Origin of the sequence: Pseudoduganella dura (assembly GCF_009727155.1) — a bacterium.
GTDB classification, from domain to species: domain Bacteria; phylum Pseudomonadota; class Gammaproteobacteria; order Burkholderiales; family Burkholderiaceae_D; genus Rugamonas; species Rugamonas dura.
In genome coordinates this window covers 5665698-5678471 of record NZ_WNWM01000002.1, presented here as the reverse complement: position 1 = coordinate 5678471, position 12774 = coordinate 5665698, and the positions used below count along the sequence as shown (strand labels likewise).

General features: G+C 66.7%; 11 protein-coding genes. 5 read left to right on the top strand and 6 right to left on the bottom strand.

The window, feature by feature from the left end:
• Window positions 1-75 precede the first annotated feature (75 nt).
• Window positions 76-2253 carry a putative bifunctional diguanylate cyclase/phosphodiesterase gene (locus GJV26_RS24745; protein WP_155711306.1) on the bottom strand — a complete coding sequence of 726 codons (2178 nt, stop codon included), beginning with the start codon at window positions 2251-2253 and terminating at the stop codon, window positions 76-78.
• Between the two features lie 171 nt (window positions 2254-2424).
• On the bottom strand, window positions 2425-2829 hold the full coding sequence (locus GJV26_RS24740; RefSeq protein WP_155711305.1) for a hypothetical protein: 405 nt from the start codon (window positions 2827-2829) through the stop codon (window positions 2425-2427).
• Window positions 2830-2887: 58 nt separating this feature from the next.
• Between GJV26_RS24740 and GJV26_RS24735 the strand changes: the two genes are divergently transcribed.
• Complete coding sequence (locus GJV26_RS24735) at window positions 2888-3076, top strand: DUF3460 family protein (RefSeq protein ID WP_155711304.1); 189 nt, start codon at window positions 2888-2890, stop codon at window positions 3074-3076.
• A 300-nt stretch (window positions 3077-3376) separates the two neighbouring features.
• Here GJV26_RS24735 and GJV26_RS24730 read toward each other — a convergent pair whose 3' ends face one another.
• Both GJV26_RS24730 and GJV26_RS24725 read right to left on the bottom strand, forming a co-directional pair.
• The gene (locus tag GJV26_RS24730; protein ID WP_155711303.1) at window positions 3377-4006 is read right to left on the bottom strand and encodes a YcbK family protein; all 630 of its coding nucleotides are present in this window, start codon (window positions 4004-4006) and stop codon (window positions 3377-3379) included.
• 143 nt (window positions 4007-4149) lie between these two features.
• Window positions 4150-4971 carry an EAL domain-containing protein gene (locus GJV26_RS24725; RefSeq protein WP_155711302.1) on the bottom strand — a complete coding sequence of 274 codons (822 nt, stop codon included), beginning with the start codon at window positions 4969-4971 and terminating at the stop codon, window positions 4150-4152.
• Between the two features lie 250 nt (window positions 4972-5221).
• On the opposite strand from GJV26_RS24725, the gene GJV26_RS24720 reads away from it, so the two are divergent.
• Together GJV26_RS24720 and GJV26_RS24715 are read left to right on the top strand one after the other, a co-directional pair.
• The gene (locus GJV26_RS24720) at window positions 5222-5911 is read left to right on the top strand and encodes a class II glutamine amidotransferase (RefSeq protein WP_155711301.1); all 690 of its coding nucleotides are present in this window, start codon (window positions 5222-5224) and stop codon (window positions 5909-5911) included.
• A 66-nt stretch (window positions 5912-5977) separates the two neighbouring features.
• The gene (locus GJV26_RS24715; RefSeq protein WP_155711300.1) at window positions 5978-6847 is read left to right on the top strand and encodes a protein phosphatase 2C domain-containing protein; all 870 of its coding nucleotides are present in this window, start codon (window positions 5978-5980) and stop codon (window positions 6845-6847) included.
• A gap of 58 nt (window positions 6848-6905) precedes the next feature.
• On the opposite strand, the gene GJV26_RS24710 is transcribed toward GJV26_RS24715, so the two are convergent.
• On the bottom strand, window positions 6906-7427 hold the full coding sequence (locus GJV26_RS24710) for a GNAT family N-acetyltransferase (protein ID WP_155711299.1): 522 nt from the start codon (window positions 7425-7427) through the stop codon (window positions 6906-6908).
• A gap of 201 nt (window positions 7428-7628) precedes the next feature.
• Here GJV26_RS24710 and GJV26_RS24705 point away from each other — a divergent pair, with 201 nt between their 5' ends.
• Both GJV26_RS24705 and GJV26_RS24700 read left to right on the top strand, forming a co-directional pair.
• Entirely contained in the window at window positions 7629-8678 is a 1050-nt protein-coding gene (locus GJV26_RS24705; RefSeq protein WP_155711298.1) for a sulfate ABC transporter substrate-binding protein, read from the top strand.
• Between the two features lie 230 nt (window positions 8679-8908).
• Entirely contained in the window at window positions 8909-9832 is a 924-nt protein-coding gene (locus GJV26_RS24700; protein ID WP_155711297.1) for a serine hydrolase, read from the top strand.
• Between the two features lie 80 nt (window positions 9833-9912).
• Here the strand turns inward: GJV26_RS24700 and GJV26_RS24695 are convergent, their stop codons facing one another.
• Window positions 9913-12714, bottom strand: coding sequence for a glycosyl hydrolase (locus GJV26_RS24695; protein ID WP_229419434.1), 2802 nt, complete (start codon window positions 12712-12714; stop codon window positions 9913-9915).
• Window positions 12715-12774: the final 60 nt, after the last annotated feature.

The following is a 12774-nucleotide window of genomic DNA, read 5'->3' as shown; positions in this document are numbered from 1 at the left end:
GGTGTCAGACACTATTACCCGGGTGAATTTCCCGGAAAATGGTGTCTGACACCGGTTTTCAGCCGCTGCGCCCGCTCAGCCCGACCCGAGCGCCTCCAGCGTCCCCTGCCGCGCCAGCGCCAGCAGTTCCTCCGCCGGCGCTGGCCGGGCGAATACATAGCCTTGCGCATGATCGCAGCCGGCCGCCTTCAGCAGCGCCAGCTGCGCCTGTGTTTCCACGCCTTCCGCCACCACTTCGAGTCCCAGCTTGTGGGCCAGCAGGATCATGGCCTCGCACAGCGCCAGGTCGCCGGAGTTGCCGGTGAGTCCGGCGACGAAACTGCGGTCGATCTTGAGGAAATCGATATCGAACCGCTGCAGTTGCGCCAGCGCCGAATGGCCGGTACCGAAGTCGTCCAGTGCAACCTGCATGCCCATCGCATGCAGCCGGCCCAGGCGTTCGAACACTTGGCCGGCCGGTTCGCTCAATAAATCTTCCGACACGTCAACCACCAGGCTTTTCGGCGGCAGCTGCAGGCTTTCCACGTAGCTCAGCCAGCCGTGCGCGTCGTCGCGCAATTGCGCCGACGACAGGTTGATGCTGACCTGGAACGGGCGGCCCAGCGCGCGCTGCCAGGCCAGCACCTGGTCGGCGGCCTGGCGGAATGCGCGGTCGCCGATATCGAGCAGCACGCCGGACGATTCGGCGCCGGCGATGAACTCGGCCGGGTTGAGCAGCCCCCGCTCCGGGTGGCGCCAGCGCAGCAGCGCCTCGGCGCGCGCGACCTCGCCCGTCTTCAGGTTCACGATCGGCTGGTAATGCAGCTCGAACTCGTGTCCGGCGGCGGCGCGGCGCAGGTCGGTGGCCAGCCGGGCGCGCTGCTGGGCCGCCGACTGCATGTCGTCGGTGAAGTAGCTGTAGCGGTTGCGGCCGCCATTCTTGGCCGCGTACATCGCCTGGTCCGCATGGCGCAGCAGTTCCTCGGCATCGGCCGCGTCGGACGGATACAGCGCGAGGCCCACGCTGCCGGAAATGAGCCCCTGCTGGCCGCCGGCCAGCTCGAACGGGCGGTTCAGTATGGCGATAATGTCCTGCGCCACCCGCTCGGCATCCTCGACGTGGGCCAGGCCGGGCAGGATCGCCACGAACTCGTCGCCGCCGATGCGGGCCAGCGTATCGCTCGCGCGCATGCAGGCACCCAGCCGGGCGGCGGCCTGCACCAGCACCGAGTCGCCCTGCTGGTGGCCGAAGCGGTCGTTGATCTGCTTGAACTGGTCGAGGTCGATGAACAGCAGCGCCAGGAAGCTGCGCTCGCGGCGCGCCTTTTTCATCTCGTGGCGCAGCCGCTCCTGGAACATGTTCCGGTTCGGCAGCCCCGTCAGCGCATCGAAGTTGGCCTGCTGCCAGGCCAGCTCCGCCGACTCGCGATGCTCGGTGATGTCCGAGGCCAGCGCCAGCGCGCCAAGGAAGCCGCCGCCCGCGTCGAACAGCGGATTGGCCGCCAGGTGCACCCACAGCGCGGCGCCATCCTTGCGGATGAACTTGAACTCGTGCCGGCCCGGCATGCCTTCCTGCTGGCGCGCGAGGTTACGCTCGAGCACCGAGCGCCCTTCCGCGTCGAGGAACGAGAGCAGCGGCCGGCCCGCCATTTCCTCGACCGGATAGCCCAGCAACTCGGCCATCCGCGGGTTGACGAAACTGGTGCGGGCCTCGGCGTCGAATTCCCAGATGCCTTCGCGCGCGGTCTGCACGATGCGCCGGAAACGCTCTTCGCTCTTTTCCAGCAAGGCCAGGCGGCCCTCGGCCGGTTCCACCGTGAGCCGCAGCACGCCGGCCGCCTCGCAACCGAGCAGCGTGACCGGCACGCCGCGCTCGCCGCGGCTGCGCTGCAACTGAAGGCTGCAGCGCAGTGGCTCCCGGCTGTTCAGGGCACGCGTGACGAAGGCATCGAAATCGGCCAGGAAGCGCTGCGCGACATAGCCGCGAAAACGCTGACGCACTTGAGCGGCGCGGTCGAGGCCCAGCAGGTCGGCGCCGACCAGGTTCGCCTGCAGGATGGTGGAATCGGTGTCGAGAAGGAAGACACCGACCGGCGCCAGCAGGTACAGGTCGTCGAACCGCTCGGGCCCGGCCGCAGCGCCGGGCGGCACCTGCGGGAAGGCGTCGCTGCCGCCCAGCGCTGCCAGCAAGCCTTCGTGCGACAGGCCGGTGGCCAGGCCGGGCAACTGGGCGAGCGCCGCGGGCATCAGCTGCGTCCGATCGAGTGCGGGCATGGCGTCATCCCCGGGATCGTTCCGAGCGTTGTCGTCGTTGGCACTATCCCTGAGGTTGACCATGGCTGATGAGACCCTCGCTAAGGTGGCGGCTGTCGAGAATGCAAAACAGCCTAGCATGCACGCCTTGGCAAGTCGAGCACACGCCGCACGCGCGCGCGGTGTGCCGCGTCAGGGGTGGCGCCGGCGGCCGAAGTTGTGGCCGACCACGAGCGTGGTGCTGGCAACCAGGGTGGACAGGCCAAGGATCAGCTGCACCAGCTTGTCGTCGGGCAGGATCCACATCGACCCTTTCGGCGGCTCCGCCTGCGCGACCGCGGCGATCAGCGGCGCTACCCATTCGGCATCCGGCGTAACATCGAGGATCACGGCGTCATCCGACGTCTGCATGTAGATGTCGCCCCCCGGGGCAAGCGTGAAGCACACGCCATAGCCGGTCTCGTTCTTGCGGATATGTTCCTGCAAGGCCAGGTCGTGTTCGGCGATCCACAGTTCGGCATCGGCCGGCGTTTCCAGTGCCGTCCACGGCACGGGGCGGAACCGCGGTTTCGCCCCATCGTCATTTTCTTGCTGCATGGGTGTTCAATATTCGGTATCGGTATCGGCCCGGCAGTGTAACCGAATCACCGGAGGGATGATGAAACTTACCGGATACGTATCGGAATTCGAGCAGTTCCTGAGCCAGTACAAGGAAGAGCACCCGGACATGGAAGCCGAACAGCGGCGCGGCTGGAAGATCTGGTGGGATCACCGGCAGGATCCGGACGCGGCCGCCCGGGAGAAACGGGACTCGGTGCGGACCAGGCCTTATTACTACAGTTGAGCGGGGCTGCGCTGGTTAGCGGTGGTTTGGCGGCTCTGCCTTGAAAGGCGGAGCCGTTCGACAGGCGTGGAGCCATGGCTCCACGTCCTGTCCTTCCCCCAGTCTCTGCCTTGCAAGGCAGAGCCGTTCGACAGGCATGGAGCTATAGCTCCATGTCCTGTCCTTCCCCAGTCTCTGCCTTACAAGGCAGAGCCGTTCGGCAGGCATGGAGCTATAGCTCCATGTCCTGCCCTTCCCCAGTCTCTGCCTTGCAAGGCAGAGCCGTTCGACAGGCGTGGAGCCATGGCTCCACGTCCTGTCTCACCCCTTCCATGTTCGCTTCAGGCCCGTGTCGGCATGGATCCACCCGCCGCGCGGGCCGCCGCGGTAGTAGAAGCCCACGCCGCCCTGCTGGAAGCTCTTGATCAGCCCGCCGACCACCTCTTCGTTCAGGTTCGCGATGCGGATGTCGGCCGCCTTGCCTTCGAGGTGCAGCGACTGGCGCGCGGCGGGGATGCCCTGCTCGCGCAGGCGCTGGTTCGATGCCGGCGTGCGGTAGCCGGACAGGATCTCGATCGGACTCTCGATGCCGTAGCGCGCCACGAAGGCTTGCGCGCCCCACAGCGTTTCCAGCAGTTTCGGGTCCATCGGCGCGGTGGACTTGCCGTTCACGTCGCGCAGCAGGTGGCACAGTTGCTGGTAGGCCGAATCGATCAGCTCGCCATCTTTCCAGTACAGCACCGACGCCTTTTCGCCGCTTTGCGGCCGTGTCACCGTCAGCGTGCGGGGCTTGATCCAGAATTCCAGGTCGAGTGCCTGGGCGTCGAAAATATCGGGCGGCGGCTGCAGGGCCTGCGCCCGTGCCGGCGCCAGTCCCACCAGCGGCGCCCCGATGAGGCTGGCGGCACCCGCCCCCAGTGTCTTGTGTAGAAAATCTCTGCGTGTTGCCATGGCCATCCCTTGATGCTCGTAAAGCGGATGCGAGCGATAATAGCCGATGAGACGAAGAGTTGAGAAAGCTCTTTAACTGTGTGGCCTAAATTGTATCAATTATGGCTCAACATTTAAGCCTCGATTAAGCCACGTGATCAGTATCAGGCAGCTGCCCGCACCGGCTGGGCCGGCAGCAGCGCGCGCGGCATGTCGAGGGCATGGCCCTGCGCCAGCGGCTGCACTCCGGCCAGGTCGGCAATGCCCTGCAGCGCCGACAGCGCGGCGGCGCCTTCCGCATGATGGAACAACACGCGCGCGCCTTTCCCGGCAGCGGCGGTCAGCAGGCGCGCCAGCCCTTCCCAGTCGCGCGCATCGCGGGCGTCGTAGCGGATCACGTCGGGCCGTACGCGCTCCAGCAGGGCCAGGCCTTCCTGCACGCTGCCGGCATGCACCGCGAAACGGAACCCGTTGCGGCGGTAATTGTCGGCCACGTAGCCCAGCAGCCAGCCCTGCTGCGGCGTGGTCGGCGGCAGCTGCAGCAGGATACGGTCCAGCGGCAGCTCCAGTGAATCGAGGATGCGGCGGAAAGCGTGGCCGTGGTTGCTGCTGACGGCCGACAGCAGGCGCCCATGCACGTTCAGGTGCAATTCCAGCGTTTCGCAATCCGGCTGGCGGAAGAAATTAATCGCGTGCAGCATCCGGCACAATCGGTCGAGCTCGACCGATTCATCGTCGCTGGCGGCGTTTTCCAGCAGGCGCCACAACGACAGGCCCTCGTCCTCGGCGGAAATCCCGCGCGCCAGCCCTTCGCAGGCGACGGCGGCACCGCTACCGAGTTCGCGGATCGGGTGGAACACGCTCGTCATCGTGCAATTGAAGAAGCGGCCATGCGCACGGCCCGTGGCATCGAGCCATAACGACGACGACGCGGTGGCCGGATCGGCCAGCCGGGCGAGATATTGTTGCAGGACGGGAAAGCTCATACAGCCTTTCTGAAGCGGAAGCGATCCGCCAAGGCTAAGGCCGGCGATGGAATTTCAGAACGAATCGTTTTACCGATTGTTATGCGGCCCGTGCATATCACCGCGCCGACGGGTTGCGGCGAAGCGGCGGAAACCATGACAATTTCCCAAGAGCATCGCGCTGGCATATAAGCATATTGAAAAAGATTCGTTCTATCGCCAGGCGTGCGCAGGTATCGTCTTTCCAACCTCAACGATTTCCCATTCCATCATGTGCCAGCTCCTCGGATTGAACAGCAGCGTACCCGCCGGCCTCGGACCGTTCTTCGACGTATTCGCCGAACGCGGCGGCCGTACCGACGAGCACAAGGATGGCTGGGGCATCGCCTTCCACAGCGGCAAGCGTTGCCGGCTTTATACGGACCACCGCGCGGCGATCGACTCGCCGCTGGCGGTGCGCGTGCGCCGCGGGGCACTGCGCGCCCGCAATATCCTGGCCCACATCCGCAAGGCCACCCAGGGCCGCATCGCGATCGAGAACGTCCATCCGTTCGCCCGCCAGTTGTGGGGCCGCACCTGGTGCTTCGCCCACAACGGCGACCTGAAGGAATTCGCACCGGCGCCGGGCCGCTTCGCCCCGCAGGGCGACACGGACAGCGAAGCGGCTTTCTGCCTGCTGCTGTCGCGCCTGGCTTCGCGTTTCCCGCATGGCCAGCCCGCGGCACACGTGCTGCGCGACGCGTTGTCCGAGGTAGCTGCCGAGATCGCTTCGCACGGTACGTTCAATTTCATCCTGTCCAACGGCGAAACGCTGTTCGCGCACTGCTCGACGCACCTGCACTACCGCCTGGATGCCGGCCGCGCGATGGTGGCCACCCAGCCGGTCGACACGCGCGAAGGCTGGGTGGCCTTCTCGTCCGGCGAGCTGAAGGCGTTCGGCAGCGGCACATTGCACCCCTGAACCGCCGGCTGCGTTCGATGCCCGAGCCTGCCGCCCGGTATCCTGGCACCCGTATAATCGGGCGCCATGAATGCTTGCCAACCCCGCCTCCAGACCATCTCCCACGGCGCCACCGCCGGTCATAACGAAGATTACGTTGCCGTCTTCGAATCCGCCGACGCCACCGACCTGATCGTGCTGGACGGCGCCACATCCGTTGCCGAGCGCGATTACATTGACGCCCGCGGCGACGTTGCCTGGTTCGTCCACCGTTTCGCCGCCGCGCTGGAACCGGCGATCCGCGCCGGTTTCGACCAGCCGGAGGCGGTGCGCCACGCGATCGACACGGTACGCGACGCCTGCCTGACCCGCTCGCACGGGGCCGATATTCCGGTATACGCCTGGCCCATCGCCGCGCTGACGTGGATCCGCGCCGGCTCCGACGGCATGCTGCACCTCTACTGCCTGGGGGACTGCATCACGCTGATGCGGCTGCCCGATGGCGGCGTTGTCGACCTGGACCCGTACAAGAATCCCCAGGAAGCGGTGCTGCGGGCGGAAATAGCGAAGCTGCGCGCGGCGGGCCTGGACGACCCGGCCACGCGCCACGCGCGCCTGCTGCCGATGCTGCGCGCACGGCGCGAACAGCAGAACGGCATGGCGGGGCCATCGATCCTGTGCCTGCAGCCGAACGGCGCTTTTGCCGCGCGGCGGCGCGCGGTGCCGGCACCGGCGGGCGCAATGCTCCTTTGCATGACCGATGGCTTTTACAGGCTGGTGGACCCGTATGCATTGCACACGCCCGCATCGCTGGCGGAAGCATGTGCACACCGCGGGCTGGAGCCGCTATTGGTGCAATTGCGCGAGCATGAGGCGTTGATGACCGCCGGCAACTCGGTGAAGCGCGCCGACGATGCTTCGGCGGTGCTTTGGCCGGTGTCCCGGCCCGCGCGGTAGCTCCCGCCGGCCACGGCCTGGCGTAGTCGGGCCCTGGTTCCGGCGCCGGCCCCGGCCTTCAGGCCGAATTGCAGTTGCAGAACCGCTTGCGCGCATCGGGCTCGGCGTTCTGCACCAGCGGCTTCCAGAACAGGATCGTCTCCACGCCATACGGCGAACGCACGTTGCCGTCGCGCCGGTAGCCGCTCGCGTCGAAAAACCCCTCCGCGGTGGCGGTGCTGTGCAGGTACAGCGCCTTCATGCCCAGCGCCAGCGCCCGCTCTTCCATGCCCAGCAGCAGCGCCGTGCCGGCGCCCTGCCGCTGCGCTTCCGGCAGCAGGTAGCACAGCGCCAGCTTGCCCGCGCCCGTCAGCAGCGCCACGCCGACGACTTCACCGCCCAGCACGGCGACCAGCGAGTAATTGGTGGATGATTCGAACCACGAATTGACCATCGCGGGATGCTTGTTGCCGAGCCATGCCGCGAGGATGTCGGGATCGTTGTGATGATCGAGCACGCAGCATTCGGCGATCGAGCGGCGCAGCACCTGGCAAACGGCGGCGGCGTCGGGAGGGGCGGCAGGACGGATCTCGAAACTCATGAAAACTCGTAGCAACTTGTGGCAGGCGGGCGCATTGCAAAGGGCTGGTCGGGCGGACGGATTAGGCGGACTATACACCAGTCGGCAAGAAGCCGCCGGCACCGGTCGCGATGCCCGGATCTAAGCAAATTACAAAAATATCGTTTCTCTCCCGATGGGATTTGACGGACTATTGATATCTGTTTCTTACACGAGCAAACCATGGCAAATAAAAAAACCGCATTAAGCGCAGCATTCAGTGCAACATTCAGCCGCTCCCGCAGGCTGCTGCTGGCATCCGCCGTTGCCGCCTCGGCGCTGGGCATGGCGCCGGCCCACGCGGCCGACGTCACGCTGCTGAACGTGTCGTACGACGTGGCGCGCGAGCTGTACAAGGACGTCAACCCCGTGTTCGAAGCCCAGTACAAGCAGCAGACCGGCAAGAGCATCGAAGTCAAACAGTCGCACGGCGGTTCGTCGAAACAGGCGCGCTCGGTGGCTGACGGCCTCGAAGCGTCGGTCGTCACGATGAACCAGGCCAACGACATCGACATGCTGGCCGACCGCGGACTCGTGGTGAAGGACTGGGCCAAGCGGTTCCCGAACAACGCGGCGCCGATGTATTCCACGCTGATCTATCTGGTGCGCAAGGGCAATCCGAAAGGCATCAAGGAATGGGCCGACCTGGCCAAGCCCGGCGTGAAGGTGGTGATTCCGAACCCGAAAACCTCCGGCAACGGCCGCTACAGCTACCTGGCTGCCTGGGGCTCGGTGACGCAGGCCGGCGGCAACGACGCGCAGGCGCGCGACCTGGTGACGAAGATCTTCCGCAACGTGCCGGTGCTGGACGGCGGCGGCCGCGCGGCCACCACCACCTTCACGCAGCGCCAGATCGGCGACGTGCTGGTGACGTTCGAGAACGAGGTCAACCTGGTGCGCAGCGAATTCGGCGACAACTTCGACATCGTCTATCCGTCCACCTCCGTGCTGGCCGAATCGCCGGTGGCGGTGGTCGACAAGGTGGTCGACAAGCGCGGCGTGCGCAAGGAGGCCACGGCTTACCTGAACTTCCTGTATTCCGAAGCCGGCCAGGAAATCATCGCGAAGCACTACCTGCGCCCCCGCTCGGCCGCCGTCGCCAAGAAATACGCGGCGCAGTTCAAGCCGATCAAGCTGTTCACCGTCGACGACGTGTTCGGCGGCTGGCGCGCAGCGCAGAAACGCCACTTCGACGATGGCGGCGAGTTCGACAAGATCTACGGCGCCAAATAAGCGCCAGACGCCAGGCCGCAGCAGAAGTACTGTTCATATAGACAGTAGTAACCCGACAAAGGGGCCACTTGGCCCCTTTTTCACGTCAATTCGTCCCGCACGGCTGGGATAGTCTGGACTGTGCCGTCGAGCGCATGCTATCGTTTCGCCTTCTGGAATATTGCTGCACGGCACACACACTGGTGCCGGTGCACGTCCACCCATTCCATTGCCACCCCGCCAACAACAAGATGATCAAGAAACTCGCAGCCGCCCTGCTGGTATCGTTTTCCGCAGCCGCGATCGCCGTGCCCCTGGGCTCGCAATCCGTGCTGGTCGTGGAAGACGGCACCGGGAAAATCCTCGTAGAAAAGAACGCCGATGCCATCGTGCCGATCGCATCGCTGACCAAACTGATGACCGCGATGGTCGTGCTCGATTCCAGGCTGGACATGGAAGAGCAGATCAGTATCGACAAGCAGGATGTCGATACGCTCAAGCACAGCACCTCGCGCGTGCCGGTCGGCACCACGCTGTCCCGCGCCGACGTGCTGCACCTGGCGCTGATGTCGTCGGATAACCGCGCCGCCGCCTCGCTGGCCCGCACCTATCCGGGCGGCCCGGCGGCATTCAAGGCCGCCGTCAACGCCAAGATCCGCGCGCTGGGCATGACTCAGACGCGCATCGACGAGCCGACCGGCCTGTCGCCGAACAACATGTCGACCGCCGCGGATCTCGTCAAGATGGCCACCGCCGCCGCGCGCTATCCGACGATCACCAGCATGACGACCGACAAGAGCGACATCATGCAGATCAAGGGCCGCCAGGTCGAGTACCACAACACCAACCGCCTGGTCGGCGCCAAGGGCTGGGATATCGGCCTGTCGAAGACCGGCTACACCGAGGAAGCGGGCCGCTGCCTGATCATGCGCATCACGGCCGCCGGCAAGAACGCGACCATGGTGCTGCTGAACGCCAGCGGCTCCTCCGCCCGCATCGCCGACGCGCTCAACATTCGCCGCCTCATGACGGGCAACGACGAACCGCGCGTGATGCCGGCCAGGGTCATGCGGGCCAAGGCCACCAAGGCACGGGAGATGCGCGTCGCCAAGGACAACGGCCGCAAGAAGGCCGTGATCAAGAAGAAGCCGCGCCGGCGCCGCGCCGACGCCTGAGCGTAGCCCGTTCGCACCGGAAGCCGGCCTTGTGCCGGCTTTTTTCATGGGCACGAACGCGCGGCCTCACCGCGGCATGCTCATTCCAGCACTTCCCCCACCAGCGTCACGGGCCCCAGCAGGCCGGCCGGCTGCGGCGCGATCTTCGCGGTATCCTGCAGCTCGAAGCGGTTGCCGTAGCGCAGCCGCAGCAGCTTGAAGTCCGGCAGTTCCCGGCCGGCCAGCGTGTTCACGCCCAGGTTCGCCACCCTGACCTCGACCTGGTTGGCGCCGGGCTTCAGGAACGGCGTGACATCGAGGCGGTACGGCGGATGCCACAACGTGCCGGCGCGCCGGCCGTTCACGGTCACGATCGCGGCATCGCGCAGCGCCGGCTCGTACATCGCGCGCATGCCCGAGTGGTGGGCGTGCACGCCGCTGTCCGGCAACGGCGTGCCGGTACCGAAATCGAGCGACACGCGCCGGCCCCGCAGCTGGTCCGCCGTGACGGTGACCTGCTTGCCGTAGGTGGCCTGCCCCGAGAAGTACCGGGTTGCCGCGCTGTCGGTCCACGAGGCCAGCCTGTCCATGGCGACCGGTGCCCCGCCGGGGAAACGCACCTGCCAGCCGGACGACAGGTCGGCCAGCACGCTCGCTTCCCCCGTGTTCGCGGCCGGCGCGGCGGCCTGCAGCGGCGCATCGCTCATCACGACCACCACCGATTCATACGGCGCCAGCCTGAGCTCGGGCGCCAGCGGCGATTGCGCCAGCTTGCCGGTATCGGGATCGAGCAGCGCCGCATGGCGCCGCGGCTGGCGGAACGTCGCGCTGGCGGATACCGGTTCGTTGCTGGTGTTGGCGATGAAGTAAATGTCGGCATCGGCCAGCTTGCGCCGCACGAAGCTGACGCGGTTCTGCGCCGCGGAAAGGCGCACGTCGCCGGGCAGCACGGCCTGCAAGGCGCGGCCGAGCTCCGTGTCCGTCCCGACGCCGGTCACGTTGCGGCCGCGGGCCAACAGCGCGGCGGCGGCACGCTTCACTTCGGCGGTGATGCGCTGCGCGTCCTTGAAGCCTGGCGCCAGCGACGGCGTGGCGCCGATCGTGATGATGCGCCCGCCCCCTTCGACGTATGCCTCCAGCTTCGCCAGCACTTCCGGCGCGAGGCGCGTCACGTTCGGCATCACCAGCACCGGATACCGCGCCAGGCCCACGCGCAGTACCGCTTCCGGATCGATGTAGTCGAGGTTGTGGCCGCTGTCCATGATCTGCTGCACCAGCTCGGGCGTGATGAAATGCGGCAGCTCCGCCGACAGCGACGTCTTGCCGGGCCGGTTGACCGCGTAGACATCGTCGTTCGGCAGCAGCACGGCGACCTGGTTGGCCGGTTCGCCCTGGCGCAGCAGGTAGCTGACGCGCGTGAGGTAGCCGCTCACTTCCGGCATCACCATGTACCATGGCTGGTGGTGGTTGAACACCGCCGCCGCGTACAGCTGGTAGCCCGGTTCCGGCGCGTCCGGCGGCGTGTACGGCCAGCCATGGCCGATGATCTGCGTGACGCCCTGCACGAACATGCGGTCGGCCTCGGCCTTCATGTCCAGCGGGCTGGCCGTATGCGCCGGGGAGCGCAGCCAGGTCCACGTTTCGGCCGACACCACCGGCCGGCCATACAGGTGCGCGGCCGACGAGGCCAGCCGGGTAAACGAGAATTGCCGGTACTGGGCGCCCTCGCCTTCCATCAGGTCGAGGTGGCGGAAGCTCGACAGCGATGCCGGCGGTTCGCCATAGGTCTGCGAGCGGAACCGCGTACCGTGCCGGCGCGCCCAGGCCGTGACGGGCTTCAGGTAATTGTCTTCAACAAGCTCGGTCTGGGTCAGCGCCCAGTCGTGCCGCAGGGCCGGCGCGTTGGCGCCCTGGCCGCTGAAAACCACCGGCAGGTACGGCCGCAGGTCGTAGCCGCGGCGGCGCTGGAACTCTTCCAGGAAATTGTCGGTCCAGTCGCTGCCGTAGGCTTCCAGGCTGTCCGAGAAGATCGCATACGGGGGCTTGTCGCCGAACGCCTTGAGCAGCGGCTCGCCCACGTTCTTCAGGTGGTTGTCGATGGCGCGGCGGCTCATGTGGTCGAGCACGAAACCTTCGCCGCCCACCGCCGGGCGCTTCACCTGCATGCCGGAGCGGCTGGCGATGTAGTACACCACCACGCGCGGCGCGGCAAGCGCTGCCAGGCTGCCGCGCCCGTTCTGCGCGTGATCGCTTTTCAAGGGCTGCAGCCGCGTGGCGTCATGCTCCTTCGCCGTGCCGCCGCCGACGAAGACCGCTTCGATCTTCTCCCCTTCCGATACCACCGGTGCCGCATAGCCCGTCGCGCCGGCCGGCACGTCGACCGCCACCACGCGCATCTTGCCGATCGCGTCCGCGATGCCGATGTGCGGGCCGCCGAACGGCCAGCCGCTGCCCAGCGTCACGTCGACACGCAGGCCTGCTTCGCGCCCTTTCTCGTTGGCGAAGCGCACCGCGTCCAGGTGTTCCGTCGACAGGAACGGCAGGTTCTTCACGCCGCGCGACGGATCGTCCAGCGCCATCGGGTATACGGCCTGGATTTCCACGCCGCCGATGCCGCCTTCCTTCATCCGGTCGATTTCAAAAGCCAGCTGTTTTTTCTCGACCGCGGGGCCGAACCACCACCAGCGCATCATCGGCCGGGCATCGGCCGGCGGATGGGCCAGGTGGCTGGCGACCTCGCCGATGCGCTGGAAAATGACCGGCTCCTGCGCGACCGGCTCCTGCGCAGCCGCCTGGGCCATACCGGCAGCGAGCGCGGCGGCCAGCGCACCCCGGCGCAGGCGGCCGGGCGATGCCCCCGTGAAAGCGGTAGCGGGGGATCGGCTGGCGTGGCGCTGGGGCATGAAACGGTCTCCTTGGTGTCTGCGTAAAGGTATGCGTGACGGGGTATGCGTGACGGCGGT

Bases quoted from the DNA above. Each gene is read 5' to 3' on its own strand.
- GJV26_RS24745 (WP_155711306.1), bottom strand. From the start codon at position 2,253: ATGCCCGCACTCGATCGGACGCAGCTGATGCCCGCGGCGCTCGCCCAG.
- GJV26_RS24740 (WP_155711305.1), bottom strand. From the start codon at position 2,829: ATGCAGCAAGAAAATGACGATGGGGCGAAACCGCGGTTCCGCCCCGTG.
- GJV26_RS24735 (WP_155711304.1), top strand. From the start codon at position 2,888: ATGATGAAACTTACCGGATACGTATCGGAATTCGAGCAGTTCCTGAGC.
- GJV26_RS24730 (WP_155711303.1), bottom strand. From the start codon at position 4,006: ATGGCAACACGCAGAGATTTTCTACACAAGACACTGGGGGCGGGTGCC.
- GJV26_RS24725 (WP_155711302.1), bottom strand. From the start codon at position 4,971: ATGAGCTTTCCCGTCCTGCAACAATATCTCGCCCGGCTGGCCGATCCG.
- GJV26_RS24720 (WP_155711301.1), top strand. From the start codon at position 5,222: ATGTGCCAGCTCCTCGGATTGAACAGCAGCGTACCCGCCGGCCTCGGA.
- GJV26_RS24715 (WP_155711300.1), top strand. From the start codon at position 5,978: ATGAATGCTTGCCAACCCCGCCTCCAGACCATCTCCCACGGCGCCACC.
- GJV26_RS24710 (WP_155711299.1), bottom strand. From the start codon at position 7,427: ATGAGTTTCGAGATCCGTCCTGCCGCCCCTCCCGACGCCGCCGCCGTT.
- GJV26_RS24705 (WP_155711298.1), top strand. From the start codon at position 7,629: ATGGCAAATAAAAAAACCGCATTAAGCGCAGCATTCAGTGCAACATTC.
- GJV26_RS24700 (WP_155711297.1), top strand. From the start codon at position 8,909: ATGATCAAGAAACTCGCAGCCGCCCTGCTGGTATCGTTTTCCGCAGCC.
- GJV26_RS24695 (WP_229419434.1), bottom strand. From the start codon at position 12,714: ATGCCCCAGCGCCACGCCAGCCGATCCCCCGCTACCGCTTTCACGGGG.